Source organism: Duganella kummerowiae, from assembly GCF_053572355.1.
In genome coordinates, this window is the sequence record NZ_JBKFEH010000011.1 from 280,088 (window position 1) to 293,278 (window position 13,191).

The following is a 13,191-nucleotide window of genomic DNA, read 5'->3' on the forward strand; positions in this document are numbered from 1 at the left end:
CTCAGCTCCCCGCCGTCATGCGCTCCAGGTCCTGCAGCAGCAGCGACACGTCCTTGGTGGCCGATGCCTGGGCGGCGGTCGATTCGTGGATGCTGGCGATCGACTCGCGCGTGGTGGCCACCGACTTGACGATGCGGGCGAAGGCTTCCTCCACCTCGTGCGACAGGCGGCCGCCCTCGTCCACGCGGTTGACGGTCTGGTTGATCAGCTTGGCGATCTCGCGCGCCGCGCTGGCCGACTTCTCGGCCAGCTTGCGCACCTCGTTGGCCACCACCGAGAAACCCTTGCCATGCTCGCCGGCGCGGGCCGCCTCGATGGCGGCGTTAAAGGCCAGCAAATGGGTCTGGCCGGCGATGTCGCCGATGGCGTCGACAATCTCCTGCATCTCGCGCGAGGAAGTCTGGATGGCCTGGTTGGCGGCGCGCGCCGATTCCACCAGGCGGCCGCCATCCTGGGCCTCGCTCTGGGTCTGGCCGGCCAGGCCGCTGGAGCGTTCGGAGCCGCGCGCGATCTCGTTGATGGAGCTGGACAGGCCATCGAGCACCTGGGCGATGGCATGCACCTTCTGGGTGATGGCCTGTTCGCGCCGCACCTGGTCGGTGATGTCCATGGCGAACTTGACCACCTTGTAGGGCTTGCCGTTCAGGTCCAGGATGGGATTGTAGGTGGCCAGTATCCAGACTTCGGCGCCGTGGCGCGCGCGGCGGCGGAAGCGGCCCGACTGGTACATGCCCTGCGACAGGTTGGCCCAGAAGTTGCGGTACTCGCTGCTCTGCACCAGCTCCGGCTCGCAGAACATGCTGTGGTGCTGGCCCAGCACGTCGTCCTCGGTATAGCCCAGGGTGCGCAGGAAGTTGGCGTTGGCCGAGATCACCTGTCCGCGCAGGTCGAACTCGATCACGGCCTGCGAACGGCCGATGGCGTCCAGCTTGCCCTTGATCTCGGCGTGCAGGCGCTTCTGCTCGGTGATGTCGGTGGCGAACTTGACCACCTTGTAGGGCTTGCCGTCGGCGTCGAAGATGGGGTTGTAGGACGCCAGTATCCAGACATCCTTGCCGGTCTTGGTATGGCGGCGGAATTCGCCGGCGTGGAACTCTCCCCGGCCCAGGCGCTCCCAGAAGGTGATGTACTCGGGGGTGTGGACGTAGGCCTGCTCGCAGAACATGCGGTGGTGCTGGCCGCGGATTTCCTCCAGCGCGTAGCCCATCACGTTGAGGAAGTTGTCGTTGGCGGCCAGCACCCGGCCGTGCAGGTCGAATTCGATCACGGCCTGGACCCGGTCCATGGCGGCGTTGCGGCCGGCGAAGTCGGCGTTGCGGGTCTTGGCCTCGGTGACGTCGGTGGCGAACTTGACCACCTTGACCGGCTTGCCTTCATCGTCCAGGATGGGATTGTAGGTGGCCTGTATCCAGATTGGCCGGCCATCCTTGGCCAGGCGCTTGAATTCGCCGCTGTGGTAACCGCCGGCGGCCAGGTGGCGCCAGAAGCCGTGGTATTCGGTGGACTGGCCGAAGGACGGCTCGCACAGCAGGGCGTGCGGGCGGCCCTGCAGCTCGGCCAGGGTGTAGCCGAAGGCGTCCAGGAAGTTCTCGTTGGCCTCCAGGATGCGGCCTTCCAGGTCGAATTCGATCACGGCCTGGGCCCGGTTCATGGCTGCTACCTTGCCGTCCGCCTCCAGGCCGCGCTGCACGGCATGGGTCACATCGGAGGCGTATTCGACTATCTTGACCGGCTTGCCGTTCGGGCCCAGCACCGCGCTGCAGGAAGCGCTGATCCAGATGCGCTTGCCGTCGCGGGTGCGGCGCTTGCAGCGGCCGAAGTGGTGGCCGCCGGCCGCAAGCTGCTGCCAGAAGTCGGCGTATTCGGGCGAGCTGGCTTCGTCGTGGTCGCAGAACATGCGATGGTGCATGCCCAGCACCTCGTCGCGGCTATAGCCAAACAGTTCCAGGAACCTGTCGTTGGCCGACAGGATGGTGCCGCTGAGGCTCAATTCCATCACGGCGTGCACGCGGTCGATGGCGGCCAGCTTGCCATCCTGGTCCGCCGAGTGGATCTTGCTCTCGGTGATGTCGCGCGCCAGCTGTATCACCTTGACCACCTGGCCGCTGGCGTCGTACACCGGATTGTAGGAGCCCAGCAGCCAGAGCTGGCGGTCGTCGCTGGCCAGGCGCAGGTATTCTCCGGTGTCGGACCCGCCCTGGGCCAGGCGGCGCCACAGGTCGGCGTGGGCCGGGCTGGCGGCGTAATCCGGGGTGCAGAACAGGCCGTGCTCGTGGCCGGTGATGTCATCCAGGCTGTAGCCGGTCAGCTTGAGGAAGTGCTGGTTGGCGTCCAGCACCTTGCCGTCCAGGCTGTATTCGACCAGGCACTGGGTGCGGTTGATGGCGTCCAGCACGGCGCTGGCCCGCTGCGGCATGGCGGCGGCGGCCGGCAGGGCGGAAAGATCTGTCATGGTAGGTAATCCTGGCAAAGGCCCCGCGGCGGCGTGGTTCGCTCAGCGAATTGGCTGGCAGCGGAAGAGGGCACGGGCGCGTAGCGGCGCCGGAAGCTGCCGCGGCACGGGATGGGGCGCCACGACGGAAGATGACGCTAGTGTAGCACCTTGGGTATTGCCCGCAAGCATTTGTTGTGCAGGCGCGACTTATCCCTCGCGTTTCCCTGCGGACCGCGCCGGCGCGCGTACTGGCAAGTTGAAAGCCGGATGGCGCGCGGCTCAGTCGGTGCCGGCCAGGCTGGCGGCGGCCAGCTGGGGCCAGTGCTGGCCCGGCGCCAGGCCGTGGCGCCGGGCGCCGCCGCTGGCCAGCTCCAGGCAGCTGTGGGCGCGGCGCAGCGCCGCCGCCCGCCAGGGCGGGACGCCTTCCGACACCGACAGGATGGCGCCGTCGCGGTCCAGGAACACCACGTCGATGGCGAAGCGCATCCAGGCCGTGTGGATATTCGAGCAGGGCAGCAGCAGCAGGGCTTCATCGGGCGCCAGTGCGCGGCGGCCCAGCAGTCCGACCAGGCGCTGCAGGAAACTGCGCGCGATGGTGATGCGCAGGCCGTTCAGCTGTATTGTCATGGGCATCGCCGCCTCCATGCGCAGCAGGACAAGATGGACAACATGGCCAGCAGCAGCGGCGCGTCGCCGGTGCGCATGTAAGGCGTGGCGCCATCGCGCAGCCCGGCGCGGCCGGTCAGCACGCCGGTGGCCTGGTCCGGCAGGGCGTCGACGATGGCGCCGGACGGGGAAATCAGCACGCTGGGGCCGCCGTTGGACGCCTGTACCACCCAGCGTCCCGTTTCCAGCGCGCGCAGCTGGCTGGCCTGGGTGTACTGGGCGGCCGCGTAGCTGCCGCGTCCCCAGGCCAGGTTGTTGAGGATGGCCAGCAGATGGGCGTCGCGGGCCTGGCGCGCCAGGTAGGGGCCAAACTGGTTTTCGTAGCAGATGCCGATCGCCACGCGCGCGCCGGACCGCTCCAGCCGCAGCGGCGCCTGGCCGCGCGCGCCGGGCAGCAGGCCGCCGAACTGCACATTGAGGCGCTGCGCCAGCCAGTCCATGGACTGCGGCATGCGCTCGCCCAGCGGCACCAGCTCGGCCTTGTCGTAGCGGTAGACGGGGGCCAGGCCAAGCGTGGCCCGGTCGGGCCGCGCCAGGCCGCGATGCGCCAGGCCACTTCCGGCATGGCCTGGCCACGCAGGGCTGTCCCTGGCGGGACTGTCGCCGGCCGCCACACCTTGCAGCGCGAAGGCGCTGTTGCTGCTGGCCCCGATCAGGCCGGGCCGTGGCACGGCGGCGGCCATGGCGCCCAGCAGGATGGCGCCGTTGCGTTCGGCCAGGGCCTGCCACTCGGCCAGCATGGCGGGCGGCATGGCGTCCCATTCGATGGGCAGGGCGGTTTCCGGCAGCACGGTGAGGTCGGCGCTGCCGGCGGCCGCCAGGTGGCTGTACAGGGTGTGGGCGCGCAGCACGGCTTCCCGGCCGCTGCGCTCGTCGGGCTGCAGGTCGCCCTGCAGGATGCGGATGTCCAGGGTGCCGGCGTCGCGGGTCCAGGCGTGCTGGCGCAGCAGCTGGCCGCCCAGCAGCAGCGCGCCCAGCGCCAGCAGCCCGATGGCGGCCTGGCGCGGCGGCCAGGCGATGCGCGGCCTGACCATCTGGCATGGGCGCCCAGCCATGCGGCCATGCTGTGCGCTTCTGCCTTGCGCGCCTGTAGGCAGCCACTGCGCCAGCACGGCCGCGCTCATGGCGTTCAGGAAGCCCAAGCCGTGCACCCCCGCCAGCGCGGCGTAGCCGGCCAGCGGTCCGCTGGCGTGGGCGGCGCCGCTGGGCAGCATGGGCATGCCGCCCAGCAGGTGGGCGCGCAGCCAGTCGCACAGGGTCCAGGCGCTGGCGGTGGCGGCGGCGCGCAGCCAGGGCCGGCGCTCGCCCTGCAGGGCGCCGATGGCCAGCGCGGCGGCGGCCGGATACAGGGCCAGGTAAGCGATCAGCAGCGCGCCCAGCGTCAGCGACAGCGCGGCGCCCGCCTCCGAGGTGGAGGCCAGGCCGGGCACCACCCACCACAGGCCGGCGCCGAACCAGCCCAGGCCGAAGGCCCAGCCGCAGGCGGCGCGCTGCAGCGGGCGCAGGGCTGGCAGCAAATAGAACAGGCCGGCCAGGCAGGGCGCGGCAAACCACCAGGCCTCGGCTGGCGCCAGCGACATGCTCATGGCGGCGCCCAGCAGCATTGATACCGGCAGCGCCTGCGCGTACGCGTTGCGCGCGGCGCCGCGCACCTGCAGGATGGCGCCGCCACCGGCCGGATGGGTGATGCCGCTCATCGTAGGGCGGCCAATTCGCGCGTCAGGGCGGCGATGTTCATGTCGTGGCGGTGCAGGATGTCGGCGGCGGCCTGGCGCGCGCGCGCCGCTTGCAGCGCTTGCCGCTCGGCCCGCAGTTCGTCCTCCAAAATGGCGCGGCGGCCGCCATCGAGTTCGCTTTGCTGCGCACGGCTGATGACCGGGAAGCTTGCCGCTGCGGCCAGGGCACGCGTGCCCGCCTGGCCGCCCAGCGTGTGCACGGCGCCGGCCTGGCCCGGGCCGGCGCTGGCCGGCATGGCCTGGCCCTGGCCCGCGGTGGCGCGCGGGCTGTAGCCTGTATTGCCGGCGTTTGCTGCGGCCCCGGCGCTGGCGCCTGTAGCGCGGCCGCTACGGCCAGCCCCGCCAGCCGCACTGGCGCCTGCAGCGGCTGCAGGCATGGCGGCCACGTTGCTCAGCACTTCCATGCCGCTGGCGGCGTCGATGTGGCGGTGGATGTCGGCGCGCGCGCCGCCCGTGGCGGTGGCAAGCAGGATGGCCAGCAGGCTGGCGCCGGCGGCGCAAGGGATAGTCATGGGACCCTCCTCAGTTGAAGTTGGAGGCCACCGGCGGCACCGTCATGCGCACCACGGCCTGCGACACGATGGGCACGCCGCTGCGCGCATAGCACAGGCGGTCGGCGGCGCTGGCCCCCGAGGTCACGCTGTTGAGCACCCCGGTCACCAGCGCGTCGATGATGGGGAACACCATCACGTAGCAGTGCCGCACCTGGACCTTGAGCAGCAGGGCGTCCGAGCGGCGCTGCTGCGAACGGCTGCCGACCGGATTGCTGCTGGCCAGGCCGTACACGGGAATGGTGGTGGCGCCGTTGCGGGCCACGCCAAAATCCTGGAACGAGGCGCGGGTGGGATTGAGGCTGGTGAAGCTGCTGAAGGTGGTGGTGATATCGGCCATGGCGCTGGCATAGGCCACGCCCATGACCTGGGCGTAGTTGCCGGCGCTGACGTCGCGCAGCCCGCCGCCGCCGGCCGCGCCCAGGCCGCGCGCCACGTACAGCGGCGCCAGCGCGGTGGCGTAGGCGCGCCGCATCTCGCCGCGGTCGCCGCCGGAAGCGGCGCCGGCGCGCGCCACCGACAGCGCGGCCAAGTTGACGGTGTTCTTGGCTAGCATGAACATCCCCATCTGCATCACGGCCATCAGCAGCGGCACCAGTACCAGGAAGGCGGTGACGTAGAACTCGATGGTGGCTGCGCCGCGCTGGCGCGCGCGCAGCGTGGCGCGGCCGCGCATCATGGGTTTTCCACCGGGGGCCGGGAGGAGGCCGCGCTGGCGGTGGCCGTGGACGCGCCGGGGACGGCGCTGGCAGGGGCGGTGGCCGGCGCAGGCTGAATCTGCGCAGCGGTCGGCGCGGACGCGGATGCGCTTGCCGTGGCCGGCGCGCTGGCGCTGCCGGCGGCGACTGGCGCCGGGGAATCGGCTGCCGTGCCGCCGGCCGCCACCGGCGGGCGCAGCGTGACCGGCGCGGCCGAGGCGCGCGCCGCCGGGGCGGCGGCCACGGCGGGTGGCACCGGCGCCGTGACCGGCGGCGCCGGCGCCGGGCCGGGCGCGGCCGCCGCCTGGGGCCGCGCCAGCGCGGCCGGCGACGGCATGGTTTGCTCCACGTCCTGCAGCAGCGAGGTCAGGGCGCGCCGGTTGTCGGCCGAGACCTGGCCGCTGGCCACGGCGCGCCGCGCCGCATCGCCGAACTGGGCCAGGTGCGCCAGCGCCAGGTTGGCGTAGGCCTTCTGCAGGCTGGGATCGAGCGCCAGCGCCTGTTCGAAGGCGCGCTGCGCATAGGCCGGCTGGTTGGTGCGCAGGTAGACGGTGCCGAGCCGGTACCAGCCCGGCGCGCTGTCGGGATAGGCCGTCACCAGCCGCACGTACAGGCGGCCGGCGCTGGTCAGGTCGCCGGCCGCGATGGCCTGCTCGGCCAGCGCGCCCAACTCCTCCATCTTGGCCGGAATCGGCGCATCGGCCACCGGCGCGGCCGGCCGGGTGGCGCAGCCGGCCAGTCCCAGGCACAACATCAGGGCGGCGCTGTGTAGTCGTTTCATCATATTCCTCGTTCAGTGAAAGGCGGACATCATCTTGATCGCGATAGGGAAGCCCAGCACCACGAAAGTGCAGGGGAAGATGCACAGGATCAGGGGACCCAGCATCTTGACCGGCGCCTCCATGGCCATCTTCTCGGCCCGCGCGAAGCGTTCATTGGTGCGCTGGGTCGATTGCGCGCGCAATACCGCGCCCAGGCTGGCGCCGGTCTTCTCGGCCTGCACCAGGGTGGTGGTGAGCGAGGTGACGGCGTTGGTGTCCATGCGCTCCTCCAGCATGCGCAGGGCGTCGACCCGGCCGCGCCCCGAGCGCACCTCGCGCAGCAGGCGGGCGAAGGCGCGCCGCAGCGGGCTTTCCGGGGTCTTCTCGACCGCCACCGTGATGCCCACGGTCAGGTTGCAGCCCGATTCCACGGCCAGGGTCAGCATGTCCAGGAAGTTGGGCAGGTTCTTGATCACTTCCAGCTCGATGCGCTTGACGCGGTCGCGCATCCAGATGTCCAGGTACACGTAGCCGAAGGCGGCGCCGGCCAGCGGCAGCACCAGGCTGCCCTTGTGCAGCATCAGGCACATGGCCAGGGCGAACAGCATGAACACCAGCGCATAAGCCACCTTTGCGGCGAACCACTGCTGCGGAGACAGCGCGTAGTCCAGCTCCACCTTGCGCAGCTTGCGGATGGTCTTCTCGCGGTATTCCACGCTCAGTCGCGGTCCCAGGTAGAAGGCCAGCACCTCGATCAGCGGCCATACGGCGCGCAGCAGGCCCGGCGGCTTGTCGGCATAGGTGCGGTCCTCGCTCTGGACCGCCGTCAGCACCCGGTAGAAAAACACCGCCAGCGCCGTCACGGCCAGCGCGAACAGGGCCGGCAGCAGGATATCCATCATGGCATGGCCTCCTTACACGTCGATGGTGACGATCTTGCGTATCAGGACGAAGCCGGCCAGCAGCAGCATGGCGATCACGCCCAGCACCGCGTAGCCGTACCAGGTGTTGAACAGCGGCGCCATGGCTTCCGGCTCCATCTCGGACAGCACCCACATCAGCAGCAGCGGCAGCGAACCGACGATCCAGCCCTGCATGCGGCCCTGCGAGGTGAGGGCGTCGATCTTGTCCTCCATGGTCAGCTTGCGGCGCATGGTCTCGGACAGGCGCTCGAGCGACTCGGTCAGGTTGCCGCCCACCTCGCGCGCGATGCGCATGCAGGTGGTGAACATGGTGTATTCCTGCGAGCGCACGCGCCGCTCCAGGCCTTCCAGCACCTCGTCCATGGGCACCCCCATGCGCAGCTCGCGCACCACCAGGCCGAATTCCTGGCGCGAGGGCAGCGGCAGCTGGTCGGCCAGCAGGCCCAGGGCCTGCTGCAGCGACAGGCCGGAACGCAGCGCGCCGACCAGGGAATCGAGGGTGTCCGGCAGCTGCCGTATCATGGCCTTGCGGCGCTTGACGGTCAGGCGCTTGTGCACCAGCCTGGGTCCCAGCAGGCAGGCCGCCGCCGCCAGCCCTGCCAGCAGCGGATTGCCGGTCAGGAGCAGCAGGGCCAGGGTCACCAGCAGCATCACGGCCAGGCTGACCCGGGTCAGCTGGCGCGCCTCCATGAAGATGAACATCTCGGACAGGCCGGCGCGGGTCTGTTCCAGCACGTTCTGGCGGTAGCTCTGGGCAAAGCGCCGGCCCAGCGTCCACAGCGCCAGGCTGGCCATCACGGCGCCCAGCGCGAAGCCCAGCGCCAGCAGGGTGGGCAGCATGCCGTCAGCCATGCGCGCCTCCCTCGGCGCGGCCGAACAGCGACAGGTCGACCGGCACGCCCTGCTCGCGCAGGTCCTCGTAGAAGGTCGGCACGTAGCCGGAGGCCTGGAACTGGCCGCGTACCCGGCCGTCCTCATAGAAGCCGCTGCGGTGGAAGCGGAAGATTTCCTGCATCTGGATCACGCCGCCCTCCATGCCGGTGATCTCGGTGATGCTGGTGACCTTGCGCGTGCCGCAGGCGTAGCGGGTCTGCTGCACCACGATCTGCACGGCGGCCGCGATCTGTTCGCGGATGGCGGCCGCCGGCAGGTCCATGCCGGCCATCAGCACCATCACCTCCAGGCGCGACAGCATGTCGCGCGGGGTGTTGGCGTGGGCCGTGGTGAGCGAGCCGTCGTGGCCCGTGTTCATGGCCTGCAGCATGTCCAGCGCCTCGCCGCCGCGGCACTCGCCGATCACGATGCGGTCCGGCCGCATGCGCAGCGCATTCTTGACCAGCTCGCGGATGGTGACCTGGCCGCGTCCCTCCACATTGGGCGGGCGCGCCTCCAGGGTCACCAGGTTGTCGTGGTACAGCTTGAGCTCGGCCGCATCCTCGATGGTGACGATGCGCTCGTGCGGCGGGATCAGGTTGGAGATCACGTTCAGCAGCGTGGTCTTGCCGGAGCCGGTGCCGCCCGAGATCACGATGTTCTTCTTCTGCTCCACGCACACCTGCAGGAAGGCCACCATGCGCTCATCCAGGGTGCCGTAGGCCACCAGGTCCTCCACCTGCAGGCGGCGCTTGGCGAATTTACGGATCGAGATGGTCGGACCCTTGAGGGCGATCGGGCGTATCACGATGTTGACCCGCGAGCCATCCTTGAGGCGGGCGTCGCACAGCGGCGAGGATTCGTCCACCCGGCGCCCGATCGGCGAGACGATGCGCTCGATCACGCCCATCAGCGCCTTCTCGCTGCTGAAGGCGATGGCCGAGCGGCCGGTGCGGCCGGCCCGTTCGATGAAGATGTCGCTGGCGCCGTTGACCATGATCTCGGTCACGCTATCGTCGGCCAGCAGGTTTTCCAGCACGCCCAGGCCGACCGCCTCGTCCAGCACGAAGCGCGTCAGTTCCTCGCGGTCCAGGCCGGGATCGAGGTCGAGGCGGGGCAGCAGTTCCGCGATCAGCTTGCTCGCCACCACGCGCAGCTCGGCGTCGCCCATGCGGGTGACGTCCTGGCGGCGCAGGTCCAGGGTCTTGATCAGTTCCGCGTGCAGCAGGCCGGCCGCCTGCGACAGGGCTTGCTGGCGCGCCCGTTCGGCTTCGCTGGCGGCATCGGTGCGCGCCTGCACAGCCCCTGCTGCGGCGCCCGCCGCAGCGGCGCCCGGCACTGTCAACGCCGTTGCGCCGGGCGCGGCATGTCCCGTGGCCGGCCGCAGGCCGCCGGGCGCGGCCGCCGGTGCGGATGGCCGCGAAGGCAGCGGTGCGGCGCCACCCGGCGTGGCGGCGCCCGACGTAGCGACGCCCGGCGTAGCGACGCCCGGCGTAGCGACGCCCGACGTGGCTGCACCCGGTACGGCGCCCGGCCAGGCGGCGCGCGGTGAGGCCTCGCCCGACGAGGCGTCGCGCGAAGTGGCGGCGCCCGTCCGGCCAGCTCCCGGTGCGGCTGCCCCAGGCCAGGCGCCGCCGGGCGCCGCCGTACCGCCCAGCGGCGCGCGCGGCGGCGGCGCGGCTGGGCGGCCCGCTTGCTCCAGCGCCTTCACGCGCAGCAGCTTGCCGCCTATGCTGATGCTGTCGTCCACCCGCAGCGGTCCGTAGCGTACGATGCGCTCGCCGTTGATGAACACGCCCGACAGCGAGGCCAGGTCGGTGGCGCTGACGCTGCCGTCCGGCTCGCGCGCCAGGCGCAGCGCGCGCTTGCCGGCCGCCGCCCCCAGCGGCAGCGGCGAATCGGGCTGGGCGCCGAGGATGGCGGCGCCTTCCAGGAAGCATTCCCGGCCTTCGTATTCCAGTGTGATCATGGCTTACTCCGTCACGCTCAGCCTGGCGCGCGGCGTGGCGCCCAGCTGATGCTCGTGCATCTTGTGTTCGATGTCCTGCAGCTTGTCCTTGTTCAGGTCTTCCGGATCGAGCGCGCCCGGGGTGGCCCGCACCAGGCGCGGCGTGATCAGGATGGCGACGTCGCGCTGCGATTGCTCGCTTTGCTTGTTGCGGAACAGGCCGCCCAGCAGCGGGACGTCGCCCAGGCCCGGCACTTTCTGGTTGTCGCCGGTGGCCTCGTAGGCGTACAGGCCGTTCAGCACCACCGTCTCGCCATCGCGCGAGTTGAACTCGGCGCTGGAGCGGCGCTTGAGGATGCCGGGGATGCCTTGCACCGTGACGGCGCGGTCTATGCTGCTGACCTCGATGTCGACCTTGGCGTAGATGGCGCCGCTCTTGTCCGTCACCGGCGTCACCTCCAGGATGATGCCGTATTCCTTGAACTGCACCGCCAGCGCGCCCAGCGTGTTCTGCACCGGAAGCGGGATCTCGCCGCCGGCGATGAAGCGCGCCTTGGAACCGCTGCGCGTGCTCAGGCTGGGCGCGGCCAGCATCTGGGCGTCGCCATCCTGCACCAGCAGGTTGATGCGCGAGGTGATGGCCGAGGCCAGCGTGATGAAGCCCTTGGGCGGCCATACATTGGTGGTGATGCCGCTCATGTCGATGCCGGACCTGGCCGGATCGGGGATGTAGCGGAAGGTCTTGTTGCTGGCGATGTCGGCGATCAGGCCGGCCGCCGGGCCGTTGATGGCCGAATCCCAGGCGATGCCCAGGTCGCGCGCGCCGCGCTTGGTCAGTTCCACCACCTTGACGTCCAGGTGCACCATCTGCTCCCAGCCCACCTTGCCGATGAAGTTGACCACCTGGTCCGGGTACATCTTCTGGATGGCCTGGGCCCGTTCCTGGTTGCTGTCGCTGACCATTTCGCCTTCCAGCACGATGCGCGAGCCGGCGATGCGCGCATGGACGTTCTCCACCGAGGACAGCAGCCGGTTGACGTCGTCCAGCGTGCGTTTCAGGTCGGCCTCCAGCACCCGCACCGTCAGTTCGCGCTGGGTGCCGTCCTTGAGCCACAGGTGCAGGGTGCTGTTGCCGGGTTTTTCGGCCAGGATCAGCAACTGGTTGGCGGCCACCGCGGAGGCCGAGATCACCTTGCCGTCGCCGATGGCGATGCGGCCCGGCGACAGCGGCAGCACGCGCGCTTCGCCGCTGAACAGTTCCAGTTGGTCGGGGATGGTGGCGCTGCCGGTGTCGGCGGCGGGCGCCGCCTCCAGGCATGCCAGGGGCAGCATGGCCATGCAGATGGCCATGCACAGGTTCTTCAGCGTTTTCATGGGATCAGGGTTTCATGGTCGTGGTGGAAGCCGCGCCGGACACCGGCGGCGGCGTGATGCCGAGGCGGCTGCGGACGTCGCCGGCGTCGGGCGCCGGGCGCGCTTCCTGGGCGGCGGCGCGTGGCGACAGGCTGGCCACCAGGGTCTTGCCGACGTCGGCCTGCACCTTCTCGGCGCCGCCGTTGCCGCCTATGATCATCTCGACCTGGTCGGCGCCGCCGCCGGGCGCGCCCACCACCTGCTTGAAGCTCACCTCATCCAGCACCGGGTGGGCCGGCGCCGGGGCCTTGTCCTCGGGGTTGCGCAACACCGCCGTCAGCTGGCCCAGCTTCTGGCCCAGCAGCACCTGCTCGGCCTGGGCCGGCGGCAGCTTCAGGGTGACGGTGGTGAAGTCCATGGCTACTTCGTGCTGCTCGCCGTCCGCGCCGCGCACGGTGCGCTTCTGGGTGGTCTTGCCGGTGGCGATCACCGGCACCGATTGCAGCAGGGGGCGTACGTGCAGCATGTCCTTGCCGCCGCCCGCGCCGTATGAATGGCTGGTGCGGCCCGGGCCGGTGAACATCAGGTCGATGATGTCGCCCGGGACCAGCATGCCGGAGATGGAGCTGATCTCGTCGACCGGGAAGGTGATGGCGCGCTCGCCCTTTTCCACCGTGGTCGAGAGCGCCGCGCGGTCCATGCGTTCGAGCGCGCCGCGGTCGATCGGATCGCCCGGCTTCATGGGCACCATCAGCTTCTGTCCGGCCACCTGTTCCAGGTCGTCCGGCACCAGCACGGTGCTGGACAAATAGCGCTGCGGGATGGAGCGCACCGCCAGGTTGTCCTCGCTCAGGGTTTCGCCGGCCGGGATCTCAGTCTTGGCCACGATCACCTGCTTCTTCTCGTAGGAGCTGGCCAGCTTTTGCTCGGCGTTGGCCAGGTAGCTGCGGAAGTAGTATTGGGCGCCGGCGAAGCACAGCACGCCAAGCGCGATGGCGCCACCCAGCAGCAGCGTGTTTTTCGAGATTTTTTTCACGATCATGTCACCATGGGGTTAAAACACGGACACCAGCAGGCTGTAGGCGCGGAAGAAGCAGCGCACCGCGCGCGCCAGGTATTCGGCCAGCGGCATGTTGCCGGACAGGGCCTGGGGTACGAACAGCAACAGCGCCATCACCACGGTGACCAGGATGTATTCGGTCATCGCGTGGCCGCGCTGGCGCGGGGGAAAAACCATGGTTGTCATGC

12 protein-coding genes are annotated in these 13,191 nt (G+C 70.2%); all 12 read right to left on the reverse strand.

What is annotated here, in order from left to right:
* Position 1: 1 nt before the first annotated feature.
* The gene (locus ACLB1G_RS17315) at positions 2 to 2,452 is read right to left on the reverse strand and encodes a methyl-accepting chemotaxis protein (RefSeq protein ID WP_491628474.1); all 2,451 of its coding nucleotides are present in this window, start codon (positions 2,450 to 2,452) and stop codon (positions 2 to 4) included.
* A gap of 261 nt (positions 2,453 to 2,713) precedes the next feature.
* Positions 2,714 to 3,067 (reverse strand): DUF192 domain-containing protein, encoded by a 354-nt coding sequence (locus ACLB1G_RS17320; RefSeq protein ID WP_491628475.1) that lies wholly within the window; start codon positions 3,065 to 3,067, stop codon positions 2,714 to 2,716.
* Entirely contained in the window at positions 3,058 to 4,797 is a 1,740-nt protein-coding gene (locus ACLB1G_RS17325; protein WP_491628476.1) for an apolipoprotein N-acyltransferase, read from the reverse strand. Before ACLB1G_RS17325 ends, ACLB1G_RS17320 begins: the two co-directional genes overlap by 10 nt.
* Positions 4,794 to 5,348 carry a hypothetical protein gene (locus tag ACLB1G_RS17330; protein ID WP_491628477.1) on the reverse strand — a complete coding sequence of 185 codons (555 nt, stop codon included), beginning with the start codon at positions 5,346 to 5,348 and terminating at the stop codon, positions 4,794 to 4,796. The genes ACLB1G_RS17325 and ACLB1G_RS17330 overlap by 4 nt, the downstream gene beginning before the upstream one ends.
* Before the next feature lie 10 nt (positions 5,349 to 5,358).
* Positions 5,359 to 6,066, reverse strand: a complete 708-nt coding sequence (locus ACLB1G_RS17335; protein WP_491628478.1) for a TadE/TadG family type IV pilus assembly protein — start codon at positions 6,064 to 6,066, stop codon at positions 5,359 to 5,361.
* Complete coding sequence (locus ACLB1G_RS17340; RefSeq protein ID WP_491628479.1) at positions 6,063 to 6,869, reverse strand: tetratricopeptide repeat protein; 807 nt, start codon at positions 6,867 to 6,869, stop codon at positions 6,063 to 6,065. Before ACLB1G_RS17340 ends, ACLB1G_RS17335 begins: the two co-directional genes overlap by 4 nt.
* Positions 6,870 to 6,878: 9 nt before the next feature.
* Positions 6,879 to 7,748 carry a type II secretion system F family protein gene (locus ACLB1G_RS17345; protein ID WP_491628480.1) on the reverse strand — a complete coding sequence of 290 codons (870 nt, stop codon included), beginning with the start codon at positions 7,746 to 7,748 and terminating at the stop codon, positions 6,879 to 6,881.
* A 12-nt stretch (positions 7,749 to 7,760) separates the two neighbouring features.
* Complete coding sequence (locus ACLB1G_RS17350) at positions 7,761 to 8,621, reverse strand: type II secretion system F family protein (protein WP_491628481.1); 861 nt, start codon at positions 8,619 to 8,621, stop codon at positions 7,761 to 7,763.
* The gene (locus ACLB1G_RS17355; RefSeq protein ID WP_491628482.1) at positions 8,614 to 10,611 is read right to left on the reverse strand and encodes a TadA family conjugal transfer-associated ATPase; all 1,998 of its coding nucleotides are present in this window, start codon (positions 10,609 to 10,611) and stop codon (positions 8,614 to 8,616) included. Before ACLB1G_RS17355 ends, ACLB1G_RS17350 begins: the two co-directional genes overlap by 8 nt.
* 3 nt (positions 10,612 to 10,614) lie before the next feature.
* A complete protein-coding gene (locus tag ACLB1G_RS17360; protein WP_491628483.1) occupies positions 10,615 to 11,964 on the reverse strand; it encodes a type II and III secretion system protein family protein in 1,350 nt (449 codons plus the stop codon).
* A 4-nt stretch (positions 11,965 to 11,968) separates the two neighbouring features.
* A complete protein-coding gene (gene cpaB / locus ACLB1G_RS17365) occupies positions 11,969 to 12,985 on the reverse strand; it encodes a Flp pilus assembly protein CpaB (protein WP_491628484.1) in 1,017 nt (338 codons plus the stop codon).
* 12 nt (positions 12,986 to 12,997) lie between these two features.
* Positions 12,998 to 13,189, reverse strand: a complete 192-nt coding sequence (locus tag ACLB1G_RS17370) for a hypothetical protein (RefSeq protein WP_491628485.1) — start codon at positions 13,187 to 13,189, stop codon at positions 12,998 to 13,000.
* Positions 13,190 to 13,191 lie beyond the last annotated feature (2 nt).

Excerpts from the sequence above, each read along its gene's own strand:
- ACLB1G_RS17315 (WP_491628474.1), bottom strand. The coding sequence starts at position 2,452 with ATGACAGATCTTTCCGCCCTGCCGGCCGCCGCCGCCATGCCGCAGCGG.
- ACLB1G_RS17320 (WP_491628475.1), bottom strand. The coding sequence starts at position 3,067 with ATGCCCATGACAATACAGCTGAACGGCCTGCGCATCACCATCGCGCGC.
- ACLB1G_RS17325 (WP_491628476.1), bottom strand. The coding sequence starts at position 4,797 with ATGAGCGGCATCACCCATCCGGCCGGTGGCGGCGCCATCCTGCAGGTG.
- ACLB1G_RS17330 (WP_491628477.1), bottom strand. The coding sequence starts at position 5,348 with ATGACTATCCCTTGCGCCGCCGGCGCCAGCCTGCTGGCCATCCTGCTT.
- ACLB1G_RS17335 (WP_491628478.1), bottom strand. The coding sequence starts at position 6,066 with ATGATGCGCGGCCGCGCCACGCTGCGCGCGCGCCAGCGCGGCGCAGCC.
- ACLB1G_RS17340 (WP_491628479.1), bottom strand. The coding sequence starts at position 6,869 with ATGATGAAACGACTACACAGCGCCGCCCTGATGTTGTGCCTGGGACTG.
- ACLB1G_RS17345 (WP_491628480.1), bottom strand. The coding sequence starts at position 7,748 with ATGATGGATATCCTGCTGCCGGCCCTGTTCGCGCTGGCCGTGACGGCG.
- ACLB1G_RS17350 (WP_491628481.1), bottom strand. The coding sequence starts at position 8,621 with ATGGCTGACGGCATGCTGCCCACCCTGCTGGCGCTGGGCTTCGCGCTG.
- ACLB1G_RS17355 (WP_491628482.1), bottom strand. The coding sequence starts at position 10,611 with ATGATCACACTGGAATACGAAGGCCGGGAATGCTTCCTGGAAGGCGCC.
- ACLB1G_RS17360 (WP_491628483.1), bottom strand. The coding sequence starts at position 11,964 with ATGAAAACGCTGAAGAACCTGTGCATGGCCATCTGCATGGCCATGCTG.
- cpaB (WP_491628484.1), bottom strand. The coding sequence starts at position 12,985 with ATGATCGTGAAAAAAATCTCGAAAAACACGCTGCTGCTGGGTGGCGCC.
- ACLB1G_RS17370 (WP_491628485.1), bottom strand. The coding sequence starts at position 13,189 with ATGACAACCATGGTTTTTCCCCCGCGCCAGCGCGGCCACGCGATGACC.